General features: G+C 71.2%; 18 protein-coding genes. 3 read left to right on the top strand and 15 right to left on the bottom strand.

What is annotated here, in order from left to right; translation table 11 throughout:
• The first annotated feature begins 17 nt into the window (after positions 1 to 17).
• From KZX17_RS05780 to araA, 3 genes are read left to right on the top strand one after another with little or no spacing between them, the layout of a single operon-like run.
• On the top strand, positions 18 to 713 hold the full coding sequence (locus tag KZX17_RS05780) for an L-ribulose-5-phosphate 4-epimerase (protein WP_248170166.1): 696 nt from the start codon (positions 18 to 20) through the stop codon (positions 711 to 713).
• Positions 710 to 2,374, top strand: a complete 1,665-nt coding sequence (locus KZX17_RS05775; RefSeq protein ID WP_248170167.1) for an FGGY-family carbohydrate kinase — start codon at positions 710 to 712, stop codon at positions 2,372 to 2,374. The genes KZX17_RS05780 and KZX17_RS05775 overlap by 4 nt, the downstream gene beginning before the upstream one ends.
• Positions 2,371 to 3,873, top strand: coding sequence for an L-arabinose isomerase (gene araA / locus KZX17_RS05770; RefSeq protein ID WP_248170168.1), 1,503 nt, complete (start codon positions 2,371 to 2,373; stop codon positions 3,871 to 3,873). Before KZX17_RS05775 ends, araA begins: the two co-directional genes overlap by 4 nt.
• A gap of 63 nt (positions 3,874 to 3,936) precedes the next feature.
• Here the strand turns inward: araA and KZX17_RS05765 are convergent, their stop codons facing one another.
• From KZX17_RS05765 to KZX17_RS05695, 15 genes are all read right to left on the bottom strand, one after another.
• Positions 3,937 to 4,473: a hypothetical protein gene (locus KZX17_RS05765; protein ID WP_248170169.1), complete on the bottom strand. Its 537-nt coding sequence runs from the start codon at positions 4,471 to 4,473 to the stop codon at positions 3,937 to 3,939.
• Positions 4,473 to 4,883, bottom strand: coding sequence for a DUF4383 domain-containing protein (locus KZX17_RS05760; protein ID WP_248170170.1), 411 nt, complete (start codon positions 4,881 to 4,883; stop codon positions 4,473 to 4,475). The genes KZX17_RS05765 and KZX17_RS05760 overlap by 1 nt, the downstream gene beginning before the upstream one ends.
• A gap of 210 nt (positions 4,884 to 5,093) precedes the next feature.
• Positions 5,094 to 6,194, bottom strand: coding sequence for a glycerate kinase (locus KZX17_RS05755; protein ID WP_248170171.1), 1,101 nt, complete (start codon positions 6,192 to 6,194; stop codon positions 5,094 to 5,096).
• A complete protein-coding gene (locus KZX17_RS05750) occupies positions 6,191 to 7,234 on the bottom strand; it encodes a LacI family DNA-binding transcriptional regulator (RefSeq protein WP_248170172.1) in 1,044 nt (347 codons plus the stop codon). Before KZX17_RS05750 ends, KZX17_RS05755 begins: the two co-directional genes overlap by 4 nt.
• 24 nt (positions 7,235 to 7,258) lie before the next feature.
• Positions 7,259 to 8,164, bottom strand: a complete 906-nt coding sequence (locus KZX17_RS05745) for a sugar phosphate isomerase/epimerase (protein ID WP_248170173.1) — start codon at positions 8,162 to 8,164, stop codon at positions 7,259 to 7,261.
• Positions 8,161 to 9,363 (bottom strand): dihydrodipicolinate synthase family protein, encoded by a 1,203-nt coding sequence (locus KZX17_RS05740; protein ID WP_248170174.1) that lies wholly within the window; start codon positions 9,361 to 9,363, stop codon positions 8,161 to 8,163. Before KZX17_RS05740 ends, KZX17_RS05745 begins: the two co-directional genes overlap by 4 nt.
• 5 nt (positions 9,364 to 9,368) lie before the next feature.
• Complete coding sequence (locus tag KZX17_RS05735) at positions 9,369 to 10,496, bottom strand: Gfo/Idh/MocA family protein (protein WP_248171647.1); 1,128 nt, start codon at positions 10,494 to 10,496, stop codon at positions 9,369 to 9,371.
• A gap of 191 nt (positions 10,497 to 10,687) precedes the next feature.
• Positions 10,688 to 12,208 carry an alpha-N-arabinofuranosidase gene (locus KZX17_RS05730; protein WP_248170175.1) on the bottom strand — a complete coding sequence of 507 codons (1,521 nt, stop codon included), beginning with the start codon at positions 12,206 to 12,208 and terminating at the stop codon, positions 10,688 to 10,690.
• Positions 12,209 to 12,242: 34 nt separating this feature from the next.
• Positions 12,243 to 12,917 (bottom strand): hypothetical protein, encoded by a 675-nt coding sequence (locus KZX17_RS05725; RefSeq protein WP_248170176.1) that lies wholly within the window; start codon positions 12,915 to 12,917, stop codon positions 12,243 to 12,245.
• Positions 12,918 to 12,919: 2 nt separating this feature from the next.
• Positions 12,920 to 13,852: a carbohydrate ABC transporter permease gene (locus KZX17_RS05720; RefSeq protein WP_248170177.1), complete on the bottom strand. Its 933-nt coding sequence runs from the start codon at positions 13,850 to 13,852 to the stop codon at positions 12,920 to 12,922.
• Positions 13,849 to 14,841 carry a carbohydrate ABC transporter permease gene (locus KZX17_RS05715; protein ID WP_248170178.1) on the bottom strand — a complete coding sequence of 331 codons (993 nt, stop codon included), beginning with the start codon at positions 14,839 to 14,841 and terminating at the stop codon, positions 13,849 to 13,851. Before KZX17_RS05715 ends, KZX17_RS05720 begins: the two co-directional genes overlap by 4 nt.
• Positions 14,842 to 14,915: 74 nt before the next feature.
• Complete coding sequence (locus tag KZX17_RS05710) at positions 14,916 to 16,205, bottom strand: ABC transporter substrate-binding protein (RefSeq protein WP_248170179.1); 1,290 nt, start codon at positions 16,203 to 16,205, stop codon at positions 14,916 to 14,918.
• A gap of 216 nt (positions 16,206 to 16,421) precedes the next feature.
• A complete protein-coding gene (locus KZX17_RS05705; protein WP_248170180.1) occupies positions 16,422 to 17,354 on the bottom strand; it encodes a hypothetical protein in 933 nt (310 codons plus the stop codon).
• Positions 17,351 to 18,457 carry a Gfo/Idh/MocA family protein gene (locus KZX17_RS05700; RefSeq protein ID WP_248170181.1) on the bottom strand — a complete coding sequence of 369 codons (1,107 nt, stop codon included), beginning with the start codon at positions 18,455 to 18,457 and terminating at the stop codon, positions 17,351 to 17,353. The genes KZX17_RS05705 and KZX17_RS05700 overlap by 4 nt, the downstream gene beginning before the upstream one ends.
• Before the next feature lie 22 nt (positions 18,458 to 18,479).
• The gene (locus tag KZX17_RS05695) at positions 18,480 to 20,255 is read right to left on the bottom strand and encodes an ABC transporter ATP-binding protein (protein ID WP_248170182.1); all 1,776 of its coding nucleotides are present in this window, start codon (positions 20,253 to 20,255) and stop codon (positions 18,480 to 18,482) included.
• Positions 20,256 to 20,376: the final 121 nt, after the last annotated feature.

Genomic DNA, 20,376 nt, shown 5'->3' with positions numbered 1-20,376 from the left:
CCGATAACATCTCGCCTATGACCGATCTCGATGAGGCGATCGCCGCCGTCCGCGCGGACGTGGCCGCCCTGCACGCCGAACTCGTCCGCTACGGCCTCGTCATCTGGACCGGGGGCAACGTCTCGGGTCGCGTCCCGGGCGCGGACCTGTTCGTCATCAAGCCGTCCGGCGTCTCGTACGACGACCTCGCGCCCGAGAACATGATCCTGTGCGACCTCGACGGCACCGTCGTCCCCGGCAGCGCCGGGAGCGAGCGCTCGCCCTCGAGCGACACCGCCGCGCACGCCTACGTCTACCGGAACATGCCCGAGGTCGGCGGCGTCGTGCACACGCACTCCCCCTACGCCGTGGCCTGGGCCGCGCGCGGCGAGGAGATCCCGTGCGTCATCACGGGCATGGCCGACGAGTTCGGCGGCCCGATCCCGGTCGGACCGTTCGCGATCATCGGCGACGACTCGATCGGCCGCGGCATCGTCGAGACCCTGAGCGGTCACCGCTCCCGCGCCGTCCTGATGCAGAACCACGGGCCGTTCACGATCGGCGTCAGCGCGAAGGATGCCGTCAAAGCCGCCGTCATGTGCGAGGACGCCGCCCGCACCGTCCACTTCGCCCGGCAGGGCGGCGAGCTGATCCCCATCCCGCAGGACAAGATCGACGCCCTCTACAACCGCTACCAGAACGTGTACGGCCAGAGCACGGACGCCCGCCGATGAGCGCCATCGCCGCCGGCCGGGCCGTGCTGGGCATCGAGCTCGGCTCGACCCGGATCAAGGCGTGCCTCGTCGACGCATCCGACCCCACGGTCGTGCTCGCCGTCGGCAGCCACGAGTGGGAGAACGCGCTCGAGGGCGGAGTCTGGACCTACGCCGAGGACGCCATCTGGTCAGGTCTGCAGGCCGCCTACGCCGACCTCGTCGCCGACGTCCGCCGCCAGGGCGCCGAGCTGACCGACCTCGCCGGCATCGGCGTCTCCGCGATGATGCACGGCTACCTCGCCTTCGACGCCGACGGGACACTGCTCGTCCCGTTCCGAACCTGGCGCAACACCTCGACCGGTGCGGCAGCCGCGGAGCTGACCGACCTGCTGGGCGTGAACATCCCGCTCCGATGGTCGATCGCGCACCTGCACCAGGCCGTCCTCGACGACGAGGCGCATCTCGCCTCCCTCGCGAAGATCACCACCCTCGCCGGGTGGGTGCACGAGAAGCTCACGGGCCGCTTCGCCCTGGGCGTCGGCGACGCGTCGGGAATGTTCCCGATCGGCCCGGACGGCGGCTACGACCGCGACCGCATCGCCGCCTACGACGCGCACGCGGCGGACTTCCTCGCCGGTCGCAGCCTCACGGACCTGCTGCCCGAGGTGCTCCCCGCGGGAGCGGATGCCGGGGCGCTCACCGCGGCAGGCGCCGCCCTGCTCGACCCGACCGGCATCCTCCGTCCCGGCGCGGTCGCCGCTCCCGCCGAGGGCGACGCCGGCACCGGCATGGTCGCCACGAACGCGGTCTCGCCGCGCACCGGCAACGTCAGCGCGGGCACGAGCATCTTCGCGATGGTCGTCCTCGAGCGCCCGCTCGAGCGGGTCCACACCGAGATCGACCTCGTGACGACGCCCGCCGGCGACCCCGTCGCGATGGTGCACTGCAACAACGGCGCGAGCGAGCTCGCCGCGTGGGCGGCGCTGTTCGCGCGGTTCGCCGCGGCATCCGGTCAGTCGCTCTCGTCCGATGCCGTCTACGAGACGCTCCTGCGCGAAGCGCTCGAGGGCGGGTCGGATGCCGGTGGTCTCCTCGCCTACAACCACCTGTCGGGCGAGCCGATCGCCGGCCTCGCCGAGGGGCGCCCCCTGCTCGTCCGCACGCCCGACGCGGACTTCTCGCTCGCGAACCTCATGCGCGCGCAGGTCTACGGCGTGTTCGCGACGCTCGCGATCGGCATGCAGACGCTCGCCGAGGAGGGTGTCGAGCTCGACGCGATGTTCGCGCACGGCGGGGTCTTCCGCACCGCCGGGGTGGCGCAGCGCTTCCTCGCCGGGGCTCTCGACGTGCCCGTCACGGTGGGCGACACCGCCGCCGAGGGCGGCGCGTGGGGCATGGCCGTGCTCGCCGCGTACGCGGTCGCGCGCACTCGGGGGACCCAGGATGCCGCCGGATCGGCGCCCGAGCGACCGGACGCGTCCCCGGACCTCGCCGCGTGGCTCACCGATCGCGTCTTCGCGGGGTCGGCCTCCGACACCGCCACCCCCGAGCCGGCCGACGTCGCCGGGTTCGCCGATTACCTCGCGCGCTACCGCGACGGCCTGGCCGTCGAGGCGGCCGCCGTCACCGCACTGCCGCTCGGCGGCATCCGCTCATCGAAGAACGAAGGAACAGCATGACCCTCTCCACCAGCCTCGAGCAGTACACCGTCTGGTTCGTCACCGGCAGCCAGAACCTCTACGGCGAGGAGACGCTGCGGCAGGTCGCCGAGCAATCGCAGGCCGTCGCCGAGGGCCTCGCGGGCCTGCCCGTGAAGGTCGAGTGGAAGCCCGTCCTGAAGGACTCGGACTCGATCCGCCGCCTCGCCCTCGACGCGAACGCCGACGACTCGGTCATCGGCGTCATCGCGTGGATGCACACGTTCAGCCCCGCGAAGATGTGGATCTCGGGCCTCGACGCGCTCCGCAAGCCGCTCCTGCACCTGCACACGCAGGCGAACGTCGAGCTGCCGTGGAACGACATCGACTTCGACTTCATGAACCTCAACCAGGCCGCCCACGGCGACCGCGAGTTCGGGTACATCCAGACGCGGCTCGGGGTCCCCCGCAAGACCGTCGTCGGTCACGTCTCGAACCCCGTCGTCGTGCAGCAGATCGAGGATTGGGAGCGCGCCGCCGCCGGCTGGCAGGCCGTGAAGACGCTCAAGCTCGCCCGCTTCGGCGACAACATGCGCTACGTCGCCGTCACCGAGGGCGACAAGACCGAGGCCGAGCTGCAGTTCGGCGTGCAGGTCAACACGTGGGGCGTGAACGAACTGGCGGATGCCGTGGCCCAGGCATCCGATGCGCAGATCGACGCGCTCGTCGAGGAGTACGTCGCCTCGTACGACGTGGCCGACGAGCTGCTCCCCGGCGCCGAGCGGCACCAGTCGCTACGCGACGGCGCCGCGATCGAGATCGGGCTGCGCTCGTTCCTTGAGGCCGGCGGCTTCGGTGCGTTCACGACGTCGTTCGAAGACCTCGGCGCGCTGACGCAGCTGCCCGGCCTCGCCGTGCAGCGCCTCATGGCCGAGGGCTACGGCTTCGGCGCCGAAGGCGACTGGAAGACCGCCATCCTCGTGCGTGTCGCGAACGTCATGGGCTCGGGTCTGCCCGGCGGCGCGAGCCTCATGGAGGACTACACCTACGACCTCGTGCCCGGTGCCGAGCGGATCCTGGGGGCGCACATGCTCGAGGTCTCGCCGACGCTCACGACCTCGAAGCCGCGCCTCGAGGTGCACGAGCTGGGCATCGGCGGCAAAGCCGACCCCGTGCGCCTGGTGTTCACGGCGGATGCCGGCCCCGCCCTCGTCGTCGCGATGAGCGACATGCGCGACCGGTTCCGCCTCGTCGCGAACGTCGTCGAGAACGTCGATGCGCCCGACCTGCCCAAGCTCCCCGTCGGCCGCGCCGTCTGGAAGCCCTCGCCCGACTTCGCGACCTCGGCCGCCTGCTGGCTCGCCGCGGGCGCCGCGCACCACACCGTCATGACGACGGCCGTGGGCATCGAGGTGTTCCGCGACTTCGCCGACATCGCCGGCACCGAGCTGCTCGTCATCGACGAGGACACGACGGCGCGCGGGTTCCAGAAGGAGCTCCGCTGGAACCAGGCGTACTACCGCCTCGCACAGGGGCTGTAACCGGAACCGACGACGGCCCCGGCATCCGATGAGGATGCCGGGGCCGTTCTCGTTGCGAAGGGCTCAGTGCCCGCCGTGGCCGGGCATGAAGACCTCGTTGACATTCGCGCCGGGGGCGTCGCTCCCGACGGGGGTCGCGGCCAGCGCGGGCGTCACGATGCCCGAGAGCAGGAACGCGCCGAGGACGAGGCCCCAGACACTCGTGCGGGCGGCGGTCCGGACGGCCGACGGCTCGGGGCGTGCGGCCCGTCGCGCCGTGACGGCCGCGGTCACACCGACGACCAACGACAGCGCGAGCGCGACCGCGACCGGGTAGGCGCTCATCTGCACGGGATTCACCAGGAGCACGGTCGTGGTCGCGGCGATACCGGCCAGCCCGATGATCATGGCCCCGCGCGGGGCGACGAGGCGGCCCTTGGCGAGGGCCACGGCGCCCCAGACGAGTGCCGCGGCCCCCACGGTGACCAGGAGGACGCCGACGCCGCGAGCCGCGACGTCAGCGCCCTTGGTGACGGCGCCCGCGCCGAGTCCGAGCTGCAGGAGTCCGGCGCCCCATGCGGCGAGCGTCGGCCAGGAGCGGACCAGTGCGGACGGCGACATCAGACGGCGGCGCGAGCCGGGACGTTCTTGTCGGCGGCGAGGCCGACACCGAGCAGCACGAGCGCGCTGGCGAGGTGCAGGAAGTGGTCGGCGGCGTTCAGCGCCAGGATGTTCGCGGCGCTGCCTTCGATGAAGAAGCCGACGATGCCGAGCAGCAGGTAGGCGGCACCCACGACGATGTTCACGCCCTTCGCGGCGCGGACGTTCGACAGGCCGCCGATGAGCAGCGCGGCACCGATCAGGAGGTGCGCGATGTTGTGCAGCGGGTTGACCATGAAGATGCCGAGCAGCAGGCCACCTTCGTTGGCGAGGAAGTCGACGCCCGAGGTGACGGTGAACCCGAGCAGGCCGACGAGGATGTAGACCGCGCCGAAGATGACGGCGACGAGGCGGTTGGGTGACTTGGTCATGGGATTGTCCCTCCGTTGGTGCGACGGATGCCGCGGGCCTGCAGACGAGTGGTGCTGCAGATGTTTCGGTGCGACGCCGGGATCGGATTGCAGGCCGGTCGTCGTCGCCGACTGTAGGGAAGACACAACACGATCACGCAGGCCTTGTGTGCCCGTGCGCCGGATGCTATGGGCCGGCTGAACGCTGGCTGTGAGCGCGAGGCGCCGCGCTCAGGAATCGGCGAGGATCGCCGCGGCGGCGCGCAGCCATCGGACCGGGTCCGCCATCGAGGCCGACGCGCCGCCGGCGAGTTCGGTGAGCGACAGCGCACGCGCGAAGCCGGACGTGTCGGCGTCCGCTCCGATCCGTCCCGCCACGAGCGCCGTCGGCACGCCCGAACCGTCCGCAAGGGCGCGCACGAACGCCGGGACCTTGCCTGCCTCGGACTGCCCGTCGAACGATCCCTCCCCCGTGATGACGAGGGATGCCCCGCGCACCGCTGCGCGCAGGCCGATGAGTTCGGCGACCTCGGGCGCCCCGGGCACGAGCGAGGCGCCCCACGCCGCCAGGGCGAAGCCGGTGCCCCCGGCCGCGCCTGCGCCGGGGAGCAGCGGATCCGCCGACGCCCGGTGGGCGGCGATGCAGGCGGCGTACCGCTCGAGCACCCCGTCGACGAGGTCGACGTCGTCACCGGTGAGGCCCTTCTGCGGCCCGAAGACGGCGGCGGCGCCGGACGGGCCGGTCAGCGGGTTGGTGACGTCGCTGAGCACCGTCACGCCGTCCGGCGGCAGGGGGCGCAGGCGCGTGAGGTCGATGGCCGAGACGGCGGCGAGGCCGCGCGCCCCGCGCGGGACGTCCCGCCCGTCCGCGTCGACCATGCGGGCCCCCAGGGCGCGCAGCATCCCACTCCCGCCGTCCGTGGACGCGGATGACCCGATACCCACCACGAGGCGTCGGACCCCCGCGTCGAGGGCGGCGACGATGGCCTCGCCGAAGCCGGTGGTGTCAGCGTCCCACGGCAGCCGATCCTCGCCCAGCAGCTCGATGCCGCTCGTGGACGCCAGCTCGACGACGCCGGTCCCGTCGGGCAGATGCAGCCACGCGGCATCCACCGCAGTCCCGCGAGGGCCGCGCACGCGGACGGGGCGCCGCTCGGCGCCGGGCACCGCCGCGGCGAAGGCGTCGAGCGTCCCCTCCCCGCCGTCGGCCATCGGACGCAGCACGATCTCGGCCGACGCATCGACGTCGAGCCATCCTGCAGCGACGGCGTCCGCCGCTGCGGCAGCGGGCAGGGAGCCCTTGAAGCTGTCGAGCGCGACGACGACCGTCATGCGCGCGGCGGCGTGCTCGCGCGCAGCAGCACCTCGAGTCGCAGGTCGTCGGGGTGCGGCTGCCAGTCCGCGTCGGTCGCGGCGCGGAAGGCGTGATAGCCGACGTCCTCGAGCGGCACGCGGACGGTGGTGAGGTCGGGCGTGACGTCGCGGCCCGTGGGGATGTCGTCGAAGCCGGCCAGAGCGATGTCGGTGCCGGGGGTGCGTCCGGCCTCGCGGAGGGCGGTCAGGGCGCCGATCGCGACGACGTCGCTGATGCCGAAGACGACGGTGCCGGATGCCACGCCGTCGGCGAGCGCTCGGGTCATCGCCGCCTGTCCGGATTCGCGGGTGAAGCCCTCGCGGTAGACGCGCGGCTCGGACCCGCCGGCGGCGGTGAACCCCGCCGTGAAGCCGGCCAGACGCTCGTCGCTGGTGGCGGTGCCCTCGGCGGCGGCGAGGATGACGGCGTCGCGGTAGCCGCGCTCGACGAGCGCGCGACCGAGCGCGTCCGCGCCGGCGCGGTTGTCGAGGATGAGCGACCGGACGTCGTCGACGCCGGGACCGAGGGCGACGACCTGCCCGCCCATGCCGGCGAGGAGCCCGAGCTCGCGGGCGAGTTCGGGGTCGGGCTGCGCCGAGCTGCGCGACGCGGCGAGGATGAGCCCGCGCGGTCGCTGTCCGCGGAGGGCGCGCACGAGGCGGACCTCTCGCGCGGGGTCGCGCTCGGTGATCGCGACGGTCACGACGAGACCCGCCTCGTCGGCGCCGCGGGCCACGCCCGACGCGATGAGGCCGAAGTACGGGTCGGCGATGTCGGCGACGAGCAGCGCGATGATCGCCGATGTGCCCCGGGCGGTCGCCTGCGCGGAGAGGTTGGCGGTGTAACCGAGCCGCGCGGCGGCAGCCTCGACCCGCTCGCGATACGAGTCGGCGACCTTGCGCGTCGATCCGTTCAGCGCGCGGGACGCGGTCGCGAGCGAGACGCCCGCCTCACGGGCGACGTCGTCGAGGGTGACGGCACTCAGCGTGGCCGGTCGGCGCAGGGTGCGGTCGGTCATGAAGCGAAGTCTAGGGTGCTCGCGTCAGCGACCGAGGTGCGGCGAGACGGATGCCGCGAAGCCCGCCGCCGTGCGCTGTACCGCCTCGAGCGGGTCGGTCGCCCAGACGTCCGCGTTGAAGATCTCGACCTCGACGTCGCCGGTGTATCCGGTGTCCGTCACGGCCCGCGTGAGGGCGGCCAGATCGATGACGCCGTCGCCCGGGTAGTGGCGCCCGAGCAGGACGTCGGCGGGCAGCGGCGTCTTCCAGTCGCAGACCTGATACGTCGCGATACGACCCTCTCGGCCGGCACGCTCGATGGCGTCGTACACGTCCGGGTCCCAGAAGACGTGGAACGTGTCGACGGTGACACCGACGACCGACGGATCGAAGTCCGCCGCAATGTCGAGTGCCTGGCCGAGCGTCGAGACCACGCAGCGATCGGTCGCGTACATCGGGTGCAGCGGCTCGATCGCGAGGGTGACCCCGGCCGCCGCGGCGTGCGGGGCGAGCTCGCCGATCGCGTCGCGGACCCGCTCACGCGCGCCGCGCAGGTCGCGGGAGCCCTCGGGCAGACCACCGGCCACGAGGACGAGGACGGCCTCCGAGCCGGGAGCGCCCGCCGCCGCGAGGACCGCCGCCTCGTCGATCGCGACGAGGTTGTCGTCGATCGAGGCGCGGCGCGCAGCGCCCTCGGGCATCGTGAAGAACCCGGAGCGGCAGTGGGTCGAGAAGCGCAGCCCCGAGTCGGTGAGCATGGATGCGGCGGTGGCGAGGCCGACCTCCTGCACCGGCTCGCGCCACAGGCCGATCGAGCGGACGCCGGCAGCCGCGGTCACCCGCAGCGCGGTCGCGAGGTCGGCGTGCTTGATCGTGCCCTGGTTGATCGACAGGCGCGGGTGGACCGCGGTCGAGTCGGAATCGGCGAGGGGGCCGGCGAGCGTGGTCATGCGTCGATTCCGTTCAGTCGCAGCATCCCGTTCCAGCGTTCAGCCGCCAGCTCGGGTCGTTCGAACGCCTTCGCCTCGTTCGCCAGCTCGACGATCCGTGACAGGTGCGGAAGACTCCGCGCCGAGTGCAGACCGCCGACCATCTGGAAGGCGGGCTGGTGCCCATTGAGCCAGGCGAGGAAGGCGACGCCTGTCTTGTAGTAGAAGGTCGGCGCCGCGAAGACTTGTCGGGACAGCGCCTCGGTCGGCGCGAGCACCTCGAGGTAGCGGGCGGGATCATTCGCGTCGAGCGCCTGGATGGCTGCGGAGGCCACCGGTGTGAGCGCCGCGAACGCGCCGAGCAGGGCGTCCGAGTGCTGACGGGCGGATGCCGGGTCGCGCCGGGGCTGCGGGGCGTCCGGCACGTCTGCGCCGCCGATGAGCCCGACGTAGTTGAAGTCGTCGCCCGTGAACATCCGGACCGATTCGGGCAGCCGCTCGCGCACCGCGACCTCGGAGTCCGCGTCGAGCAGGCTCATCTTGACACCGGCGACCTTGTCGACGTTCGCCTCGATGATCTCGAGCAGGACGGCGGATGCGGTCTGCCAGTCGGTCGCGCCGAAGTAGCCCGCGAGCTGCGGGTCGAACGCCGTGCCGAGCCAGTGGAGCACGACCGGGGCGCTCGCACGCGACAGGACCGCGTCGTAGACCCGTCGGTAGTCCTCCGCGCCGGTGGCGACGCGCGCCAGGTGGCGGGAGGCCATCAGCACCGGACCCGCACCCTGCTCCTCGGTGAAGTGGAGCTGCGAGAGGTAGGCGTCCCGCACCTGGTCGAGGGTGATGCGCTCGTCCTCGACGTGGTCGGTGTTGACGCCGACCACGACCGACCCGCCCTCCTCACGGGCGACCTCCGCGGAACGCGAGATGAGCTCGCGGGTGGCCGCGGCATCCAACCCCATGTTGCGCTGCGCCGTGTCCATCGCATCCGCGACGCCCAGGCCCCAGGAGTAGACGTTGCGCCGGAAGGCGAGCGTGGCGTCCCAGTCGATGTCGGCAGGCTGTCCCGGCGTGTTGTCCGCGTGCGTGTGCGGCACGACGTGCGCGGCCGCATAGGCGACGCGGCTGCGAAGGGCCCCCTCGGGACGCGTGAAGCCGGAGGTGTCGACGAGCGGGACGCGTCGGAGCGCCCCGTCGCCGGCGAGCAGGGTGAGGTCGGTCATGGCGCTCAGTCCAGCGAGAGGGCGGGCAGTTCGACCTTGCGGCCCTCGCGGCTCGACTGCAGACCCGCCTCGGCGAGCTGCACGCCGCGCGCACCCGCGAGGAGGTCGAACTCGTAGTCGGTGCCCAGGGCGTACGAGACGAGGAACTCCTCCCACTGCTGACGGAAGCCGTTGAGGAAGACGTCGTTCGTCGGGATCTGCTGCCAGTCGGCGTCGTAGTCGTGCGTGTCCTCGAGGTCGGGGTTCCACACCGGCTTCGGGGTCGCGTTGCGGGGCTGGATCTTCGCGCCGAACAGGCCCACGACGGCGGAGCCGTGGGTGCCGTCGACGTGGAACTCGACGAGCTCGTCGCGGTTGACGCGGACGGTCCACGAGGAGTTGATCTGCGCGACGATGTCACCCTCGAGCTCGAACACGCCGTAGGCGGCGTCCTCGGCGGTGGCGGTGTAGTGCTCGCCCTTCTCGTCCCAGCGGTCCGCGATGTGGACGGCTGCCTGGGCGTAGACGGACTTGACCTCGCCGAAGAGGTTCTCGAGCACGTAGTTCCAGTGCGGGAACATGTCGACGATGATGCCGCCGCCGTCCTCGGCGCGGTAGTTCCACGACGGACGCTGCGCGGGCTGCCAGTCGCCTTCGAAGACCCAGTAGCCGAACTCGCCGCGGACGGAGAGGATGCGGCCGAAGAAGCCCGAGTCGATGAGGCGCTTCAGCTTCTGCAGGCCGGGCAGGTACAGCTTGTCGTGCACGACGCCGGTCTTGACGCCGGCCTCGGCGGCGAGCTTCGCGAGCTCGAGCGCCTCCTCGACCGACTCGGCGGTCGGCTTCTCGGTGTAGATGGTCTTGCCGGCGGCGATCGCCTTGCGGAGCGCCGTCGCGCGGGCCTTCGTCACGAGGAAGTCGGCGTAGATCTCCCAGCGGGGGTCGGCGAGCGCGGCATCCAGGTCGGTCGTGTAGTCCTCGATGCCGTGCTTCGCGGCGAGCTCGGCGAGCTTCGCCTCGCTGCGGCCGACGAGCAGCGGCTTGACGGTGACCTTCGAGCCGTCGGGAAGCTCGATACCGCCCTGCTCGCGGATCGCGAGGATCGAGCGCACCAGGTGCTGGCGGTACCCCATGCGGCCCGAGACGCCGTTCATGATGATGCCGATCTCGCGGACCTGAGGGCCGGCGACGGGCGCGGCGGGCGCGGGGGCGGTGATGGTCGTCTCTGACACGGTGGAGTCCTTCGTGGTCTGGGACGCCGACCCGCAGTGAGGCGGGTAAGCGCTTTCCGGTTGATTCAGTGTGGCATGGGAATGCGCTTACCGCAAGCGTTCCCGCCGGTCCTTCACGCCAGCCGCACGGCCGCCCAACTCACCGGCGGCAACGGGATCTGGAGGACGCCGTCATCGAGCACGGCACCCTCCAGCGGGCGGGTGCCCACCCGCTCGGGGTCGGCGAGCGTGTTCGCGGCGTACATGTCGTCCTCGTGCAGCAGGTGCGTCTCGACGAGCGCGGGCGCCCGCCCGAGGTCGCGGACCAGGCCCGATACGTCGATGCGGACGGTCGAGGCGTCCGACACCGACCGGTTCACGACGAAGACGCTCGCGCCGTCGTCGTCGAGCGTGGCGACCGCGTTGACCGTGGGCACCTCGCCGAATCGCGCGCTCGTGAACGTCGACGTCACGAGGGGCAGCCGGACGACGCGGTCGCCGGCGAGACGCGACGTGATCGAGAACGGGAAGAACGTCGTCTGCCGCCACGCCGGACCACCCGGCTCGGTCATGATCGGGGCGATGACGTTGACGAGCTGCGCGAGGGATGCCGAACGCACCCGGTCCGCATGCTGCAGCAGTGTGATCAGCAGATCGCCGAAGACGACCGCGTCGAGGGCGTGGTAGCGATCCTCGAGCAGACGCGGTGCGACCGGCCATCCCGACTCGGCGGGCTTGTCGTCCTGGTCGCCGTTCTCGTCGAACAGGTACCAGACGTTCCACTCGTCGAACGAGATCATGATGCGCTTGTCGCTCTTCTTCGTCGCGGCGACGGCATCCGCCACGGCGACGACGGATTCGATGAATCGCGACATGTCGATGCCCGAGGCGAGGAACTCCTGTGCGTCCCCGCCGCGCTCCTGGTAATAGGAGTGGCACGAGATGAAGTCGACGTCGTCGAACGTGTGCTCGAGCACCGTGCGCTCCCACGAGCCGAAGGTCGGCATCCCGCTGCCGGACGAACCGCACACCACGAGCTCGATGCTCGGGTCGAGCTGGCGCATCGCCTTCGCCGTCTGCGCGGCGAGCTTGCCGTAGTCGTCGGCGTTCCGGTGACCGAGCTGCCACGGCCCGTCCATCTCATTGCCGAGACACCACATCCGGACGCCGAACGGCGATGCGGCGCCGTTCGCGGCGCGCTGCCGGGTCCAGGCGGTGTCGGCGTCCGCGTTGGCGTACTCGAGCAGGTCCAGCGCCTCGAGGGTGCCCCGGGTGCCGAGGTTCACCGCCAGCATGAGGTCGCTGCCCACGAGGTCGAGCCACTGCGCGAACTCGTGCAGACCGACCTCGTTCGTCTCGGTCGAGTGCCAGGCCAGGTCGAGCCGGCGGGGCCGCTGCTCGCGCGGACCGACACCGTCCTCCCAGCGGTACCCCGAGACGAAGTTGCCGCCCGGGTAGCGGATGGTCGACACGCCCAGCTCGCGGACGAGCTGCACGACGTCCTGACGGAAGCCGTCGGCGTCCGCACTCGGGTGACTCGGCTCGTGGATGCCGTCGTAGATGTGACGCCCGAGGTGCTCGACGAAGCCGCCGAAGATCCGGCGATCGATGTCCGTGTGCGCGGTGCGCGGGTCGAGGTGGCCGTGAATGGTCACGAGGTCCTTCCGGAGGAGGTCGCGGGCGGAGCCGTCAGCGCCGGGCGGCGCGACGCGGGCGCTCGGGCACCGCGACCGCGGCGAGCGCCGCGCACCCGAGGGCGGCGGGCAAGAGGGGGACGAGCACCCAGGTGAGCACGACGACGAACCCCGCCGCGGCCAAGAGATAGAGCGCGCCCGCGGGGTCGGCCGCGACCGCTGCGGGCACCCGTCGGACGGCGCCGCGCCAGCCGAGCTCGGGGGTCCACGCGGACGCGGCGGCGAGCAGGGCGACGGCGAGCGCGGCGAGCCCCGCCCAGCCGACCACCTCGATGACCGCGCCGCCGGGCAGGAACCCGGAGCGGGCGACGTCGATGTCGATCAGGAGCGCGACGACGCCGACGACCACGACGACGCCGACGACGAGTCCCGAGCCGATCCCGGCACGGACGTCGGCCCAGAACAGCGACACCCGCGAGTCCTCGGCCGCGATGAAGCGGCGGAGGTGGCGGATGCCGGCGGCCACCGCGATCGGCAGGGTCACCAGCGGCATCCCGACCAGTGTGATCAGCAGACCCGTCAGCAGCACCTCGCCCAGCAGGGCGAAGCGTGCTGCCGCACCGGGGAACCGGGCGGGCGCGCGCTCCTCGAGCGTCGGCCCGCTGCCGGTGCGGTCGGCGCGGACGGCCGCGCGCACGGCACGCCGTTCGGATCCGCGGGTGAGGCTCATGCTCAGCCCTTGAGTCCCTGCGTGGCGACGCCGTCGACGAGGAAGCGCTGGAAGACGAGGAAGAAGATGAGCACCGGGAGGAGCGCCAGGAACGAGGCCGTCACGGTGGCGCCGTAGTCGCTCGTCGACGACTGGTCGTTGTAGAGGCGCAGCGCGATCGGCAGCGGGTAGTTCTCGGGGCTCGTCAGGTACAGCAGCGGCCCGAGGAAGTCGTTCCACGACCAGATGAAGGCGAAGATGGCGCAGGTGATGAGCGCGGGCTTCACGAGCGGAAGGATGATCGCCCAGAAGATGCGCACGTGCCCCGCGCCGTCGATGCGCGCAGCCTCGTCCATGTCGCGCGGCATCTGGCGCATGAACTGCACCAGCAGGAAGACGAAGAACGCCTCGGTCGCGAGGAACTTCGGCAGGATCAGCGGCCAGAACGTGTCGACCAGACCGAAGTTGTTGAAGAGGATGTACTGCGGGATGATCACGACGTGGAACGGCAGCAGCAGCGTGCCGATCATCGCGGCGAACAGGATGCCGAGCCCCTTGAACTGGATGCGCGCGAAGGCGTAGGCCGCGAGCGCGCTCGAGAGCACGGTGCCCACCACCGCCGCCACGGCGAGGATGAGGGAGTTCCAGAAGAACTTCCAGAGCGGCACGCCCGCGATGCCCTCGAGCACTTTGGTGTAGTTGTCGAACGTGGGTGAGTTCGGCAGCAGCCCGGAGTTCTGCCCGAACTCACCGTTGGGCTTGAAGGTCGAGAACGCGAGCCACACGAGCGGGTAGAGCACGAGCGCCGTGAGGGCGATCAGCCCGATCAGCCAGACCACGGTCTGCCAGGTCTTGCGATTGACCTTCTTGCGGGGCGGGGCCGGGATGGTCTGCTGGGCGGCGAAGACGGGGGTGGATGCCGCGCCCGAGGTCGTGGCGACGTTGGAGGTGCTCATCGGTTGTCTCCTGCGTAGTGCACCCAGGAGCGCTGGGTGCGGAAGAGGATGAAGGCGATGACGGCGACGACGACCAGCAGCACCCACGCGATCGCGGCCGCGTAGCCCATCTGCCCGTCGGCGAAGCCGCGCTTGTAGAGGTAGAGGGTGATGAAGTTGGTCATCCCCGCGGGCCCGCCGGAGCCGTTCGAGATGATGTAGGCCGAGGCGAACACCTGGAACGCGCCGATGAGGCCCAGCAGCAGGTTGAAGAAGATGACCGGCGACAGCATCGGCAGGGTCACGGCGCGGAAGCGGTGCCACGATCCGGCGCCGTCCATCTCGGCCGCCTCGTACAGCTCCTTCGGGATCTGCTTGAGTCCGGCGAGGAAGATGACCATCGTCGCGCCGAACTGCCAGATCGACAGGACGATCATCGCGGGCAGGACGAGGTCGGGGTTGCCGATCCATCCGCCGAGGTCGAGTCCGAAGAACGACAGCGACGAGTCGACCGGGCCGTCGCCGGCGAACATGGCGCGCCAGACGATGGCGACCGACACCGAGCCGCCGATGAGCGACGGCGCGTAGAACGCCGACCGGAAGAAGCCCGAGCCCTTGTCGCGGAAGTTCAGCAGCATGGCCACGAGCAGGGCCGCGGCGAGGGTGATGGGCGTTCCCACCAGCACGTAGATCAGGGTGATCTGCGCGGACTGGATGAACTGCGGGTCGTTCGTGAACAGCCGGATGTAGTTGTCGAGACCGACCCACGACGGCGGCTGGAAGATGTTGTACCGCGTGAACGACAGGTACAGGGAGTAGACCATCGGGATGATGGTCAGCCCGAAGAAGCCGATGAGCCACGGAACGAGGAACCCGTAGCCGGCGAGGGTCTCCTTGCGGGAACGGGACCGCTGGCCGGGACGGCTGAGGCTCTCGGGGCGTCGCTTCCGGACGAGGTCGCGGCGGCGCTTGTCGCCGGTGACGATCACTCTCGTGGCTGTGGTGCTCACGTCGGGCTCCTGGATTCGGGGGGCGGAGGATGGGCGTGGGGCCCGGGCGCACTGCACCCGGGCCCCACGGGTCATCACTGGTTGAGGACGACGTCCATCTCGGTGAAGAACTGCGAGACGGCCTCGTCGACGGTGATGGTGCCGAAGTTCAGCTCCACACCCAGCTGACGGAACTTCTCCTCCAGCGTGCCGTAGCCGACGATCGGCACCGGCGGAGCGTCGCCGAGGCGGTCCGCGATGGCCTCTTCGTGCGCCTGGACCTGCTGGCTCAGCGGGTCGAGGTCAGCGGCTTCGAGTGCGGTCTCGGATGCGGGGAGGCCACGGTTCGTGCCGAAGATCGCACCCGCCTCGGGCGAGTTCACGAGGAAGTCGACGAGGGTCGCAGCCGCCTCGGGAGCGTCGGTGTTGGCGGCGATGGTGTGCAGCATCGACGGCTTCAGGTAGAGGTCCTTCGCGCCTTCCTCGGTGACGGGCGGGGCGAGCAGGTTCAGCTCGGTGAAGCCTTCACCCAGGTTGCCGAGGTAGCCGGCACCGAAGTTGTCCCACGTCAGCTCACTGGCGGTGGTGGCGGTGTCGAAGGGGCCGAGGGGCAGGGCCTCCTCCACCGTCTGCTGCGGCACGCCGATGCCGTCGCGGATCTCCTGGCCCTCTTCCCAGAACGCCTTCAGACGCGCCTCGTCGAACTGGGGCTCGCCCTCCTCGTTGAAGAGGTTGCCGCCCTCGGCGCGCAGCTGCAGCTCGAAGTTCTGGATGCGGCCGGTGTAGTCGCTGCCGCCCCAGACGTCGCCGCCGGCGGCCTCGGTGACCTCCGCCATCCAGGCGGTGTAGTCGGCCCAGGAGCCGCCAGCGAAGTCCTCGACGCCCGCCTCCTCCAGCAGGACCGGGTTGGTGAACAGGCCCCAGGCGTTGGTGGACGTCGCGATGCCGTAGGTGGTGTCGCCCACCTTGCCGACGTCGAGGATGTTCTGCGGCAGGGGGTCGGTCTGGATGATTCCGCCCAGGAAGGGGTCGAGGTCGAGGAGCAGACCGTTCTCGGAGTACTGACGGAGGTAGGAGTAGTCGAACTGCATCACGTCGGGCAGGTTCTTGCCCGCGGCCTCGGTCTGACGCTTCTCCCAGAACTCGGGGAAGGCGAGGAAGGTCGGGTTGACCGTGATGTTCGGGTATTCCTCGTTGAACGCCTCGATGGCCTGGTTGTACAGGTCCGCGCGCACGTCGTTGCCCCAGAACGCGAGATCGAGGGTGACCTCTTCTTCCGGGTTGTACGTGCCCGCGGGCTCCGGCGATCCGGCGCAGCCGGCGAGGGCGATGGCCGAGCCGGTCGCGAGTGCGACGGCTGCGAGTGCCCGCTTGCTGATGAACATCCTTGTCCTCTCTCGAACGTCCGCGTTACGAGTGTCCGCGGACGTCGTGGTCCGTGTTGGCGGTCGCGCTCTCGGTGCAGCTGGCTGTGTCGGGAAAGCGCTTGCCGCCCACGGTACCGCTCACTGAAACGTTTTGCAAGAGAATCGGGAAAGCGATTTCCAACCTTCCACCGCCGATTGGGACCGGTAACACGAATGCTACCGATCGGCGCGCGGTCAGCCCGCGGTCGTCACCAGACCGTGATCGCCCACCTCGAGGCGCACACGGTAGATCGCGCAGCGACGGTCGTCGATGTCGTCCGCGTCCTCGTCGGGGACGTAGGCGCGCGTCGGGTGCCCGAAGAAGTAGAACCACACGTCATCCCCCACGCGGACCGGGGCGCCGTGGTGGCCGAACCCGGGACCGGGCACCTCGCCCGCTCCGAGGATGACGTCGTCGGGTCCGCCCTGTCGGCGCCAGTGCACCGCGTCATCCGAGACGTGCACGGCCATGCCGCGCCATTCGTCGACGATCATCCACCAGCGACCCGCCAGCTCGAACACCGACGGGCCCTCGTGCGCCGTGCCCCCGATGGCGATGCCGCCCTGACGCCAGGTGTCGAGGTCGTCCGAGACGGCGACCTTCGTCACCGAGTCGGCTGCCTCGTCCTTCCACCAGAGGCGCCACGACCCACCGGGCACCCGGGCCACGGCGGCGTCGATCACCCGGTCGCTGCCGAGGTCGATCGGGCCCTCGCGGCGCCACGACCGCAGGTCGTCGGAACGGTATTCGACGATCGTCCTCGCGTGCCCCGGCCACCGGTCGGGCACGCCGTCGATCTCCGTCAGGTACATGCGCCAGCGCTGCCCGTCGTGGACGACCTCGGGCGCCCAGTGGGTGCGATCGGTCGCCGGCGGAGGTCCGCTCCGATCGAGGTCGAGGCCGCCGCGCACCGGCTCGAGCGTTCCCGCGTACTCCCAGCGCAGGCCGTCACCGGACTGCGCCACCCCGATGCGGCTGCCGTGGACCCACGCGACGCCCGGTCCGGGGTCGGGATGCGTCGCTCGGCGCTGCGTGTAGAACATCCACCAGGTGCCGCCCTCGATGACCACGACGGGATCGGTGGCGCCGTCGTAGACGGGGTCGCGGTACAGCTCCGCGATGGTCACGTCCGCTCTCCCTGGAGTCCCGGCCGCATGTCCGTGACGGGGCTCTCAAGGCCCGCGCGATGCGTCGGGTGCGCGGCCAGCGCCGCGGGCGTGACGACGGCCCCGTCGGCGGCCGCCGAGGCGTAGATCGCCGTCACCAGCTCGAACGAGCGCGCCGGCTCGTCGGCGGTCGGCGGCAGCGGATCACCCGACAGCAGCGCGTCGAACACGTCGCGCAGAAGCGGGGCGTGGTCGCTGCGCTCTTCGACGTCCGGCAACCGCCAGGCCTCCGCCTCGCCCTCGAAGCCCGGGGCGGGGGTGATCGCCCAGTTCTCGTGCCCGTGACCGTAGAGGTGGTCGACCGTGACGGTCGCCTTCTGGGTGTCGATGCGGATCGAGCTCGTCTGCCGCGGCGACACGGCGCTCGTGAGCACCTGCGCCACGACACCGCTCGCGAAGGTCACGGTGGCGGTCGAGGCATCCTCGGTCTCGGTCTCGCGATCGAGACGCCACAGCCGGCCCTGCACCGTGGCCCAGTCGCCGAGGAGGTAGGCGAGCAGGTCGAGCTGGTGGATGCCGTGGCCCAGGGTGGTCCCGCCGCCCTCGGTCCTCCACGTGCCCCGCCAATCGACGGCGAAGTAGTCCTCGCCCCGGAACCAGAGCGTGTGGCAGGCGGCGAGCAGCGGCCTGCCGAGCGCGCCGGAGCGCAGGAGCCCGCGCACGTGGGCGGCGGCGGTGCCGGTGCGCTGCTGGAAGACGACCGCGAGACGACGGCCGGTGCGTTCGGCGGCACCCCGCATCCGGTCGAGCTCTTCGAGCGAGGGTGCCGGCGGCTTCTCCACGACGACGTGCGCACCGGCTTCGAGGCTCGCGACCGCCTGCTCGGCGTGCACGGCCGGCGGCGTGCAGATGAGGACGACGTCGGGCCGCTCGGCGGCGAGCAGCGCGTCGAGGTCGTCGTAGACCGCCGCTTCTCCCCACTCCCGGGCGAACGCGTCGGCGGCCTCGCGCCGGTGGTCGGTGACGGCCACGAGCTCGGCACGGGGGTGTGCGGCGACGGCCCGCGCGTGCAGGTGCGCGACGCTGCCCGTGCCGATGAGGGCGCAGCGGAGGGTGGTGGTCATGCGGATGCCTCCCGGGTGTGGGTCATGCCAGGCCGGCTTGGGTGAGGTGCAGGTGCGCGTAGCGGCCGCCGCGCTCGAGCAGCTCGGCGTGCGAGCCCTGCTCGACGATGCGGCCGCCCTCGAGGACGACGATCGTGTCGGCCTGCCGCACCGTCGAGAGGCGGTGGGCGACGACGAGGGTGGTGCGACCCTGCATGAGACGCCCGAGCGCGTCTTTCACGAGCTCCTCCGACTCGGGGTCGAGCGCGCTGGTCGCCTCGTCGAGCAGCAGGATGCGGGGGTCCCGCACGAGGGCCCGGGCGATGGCCAGGCGCTGACGCTGCCCGCCCGAGAGCCGCGCGCCGCGCTCGCCCACGACGGTGTCCCACCCGTGGGGCTGATCCTGGACGAACTGCCACGCGTTGGCATCGCGCAGGGCCCGCTCGATACGGGCGTCGTCGACGTCGCGCAGGCCGTACGCGACGTTCTCGCGGATCGTGCCTTCGAACAGCACCGACTCCTGCGGCACGACCGAGACGAATCGCCGTACGGTCCGGAGGTCGAGCTCCTGCATGTCGCGACCGTCGAGGAGGATCCGCCCCGAGGTCGGTCGGAGGAACCCGAGGACGAGATTCAGCATCGTCGACTTGCCCGACCCCGACGAGCCGACGAAGGCGACCGTGGCGCCGGCGGGGATGCGCAGGTCGATCCGGTGCAGCGCGTCGTCGCCCGCCCCGGCGTACCGGTGCGACGCCGCGTGCAGGTCGATCTCGCCCGAGACGTCGGCGACGGCATCCCGGCCCTCGTTCAGCTCGAGGTCGGGCTCCTGCAGCACCTCGGCGATCGACCGCACCGACTCGAGACCACGCGCGCCGACCGGGATGAGCATGAGCAGCTGGGTGAGCCCCTGCGTCAGCAGGGTGAAGTAGGTCGACAGCAGCACGACCTCGCCGGGGGTGATGGGCAGGACCCCGGTGAGGGAGAACAGGGCGGCGAGGACGAGGCATCCCACCCCCAGCAGCTGCATCGCGACCCACGAGATGGAGGCGACGTGGCCGTTGAGCATGTCGAGATGGAGCCCTGCCCGGCGCACGCCGTCGGCGCCGTGCGCGACGCGCGTGACCGCGGTCTCCTCGAGGCCGTGCGCCCGGGTGACGGGGATGAGGGATGCCATCTCGCCGACGCGCGAGGACAGCACCTCGACCTCGCGCCGGAACGTCTCGTTGCGCGCGCGTGAGCGGTTGCGCATGCCGTAGCGGATGCCGATCGCGATCGGGACGGCGAGCGCGTAGACCGGGAGGAACTGCGGCACGGCCACCGCGGTCATCGACAGCGCGCCGGCCATGACCATGATCGCCGACAGGAGCGGATGCGTCACCTGCTGCAGCATCAGTTCGACGTTCTCGACGTCGCGGACGACCTTGGTCTGCACCAGGGACGAGCTCGTGCGCGAGTGGTAGCCGATCGACAGGCTCTGCAGGTGCGCGGCGAGGGCGTTGCGCAGATCGGCGCCGGTGTCGCGGACGACCGTCATGAAGTTGCGCGTGTAGACGATGTGGTTCGGGTAGTTCTGCAGCAGCAGGACGGCGGCGACCGCGAACCACCACGCGACCTGCGAGACCTCGCCGTCGTCCGCGACGATGTCGATGATCGCGGCCGTCACGACGGGCAGGAACCAGAGCGGCACCTCTTTGAGCGCGAAGGCGAGCACGGCCACCGAGATGCGGCCGGGACGACGCGCGAGGAGGCGGAGGATCGACCGCGCGGGGTGAGCACCGTCGATCATCCCGCTCACGCGGGAAAGCGTTTTCCTACCCATGACTCCATCGTATTCTGCCGAGGCGGGTGACGACCAGCCCGAACCGGCTCACGAGCCGAACGGGCGACCTTGGCGAGTGTGGCAGAGAATTCGAGGCGCATCGCCCACCTCGGCATCCACT

Origin of the sequence: Microbacterium sp. EYE_78, from assembly GCF_023149035.1 — a bacterium.
Taxonomy (GTDB): Bacteria; Actinomycetota; Actinomycetes; order Actinomycetales; family Microbacteriaceae; genus Microbacterium.
The sequence above is the reverse complement of the archived record's forward strand: the minus strand, read 5'-3'. Positions and strand labels throughout refer to the sequence as shown.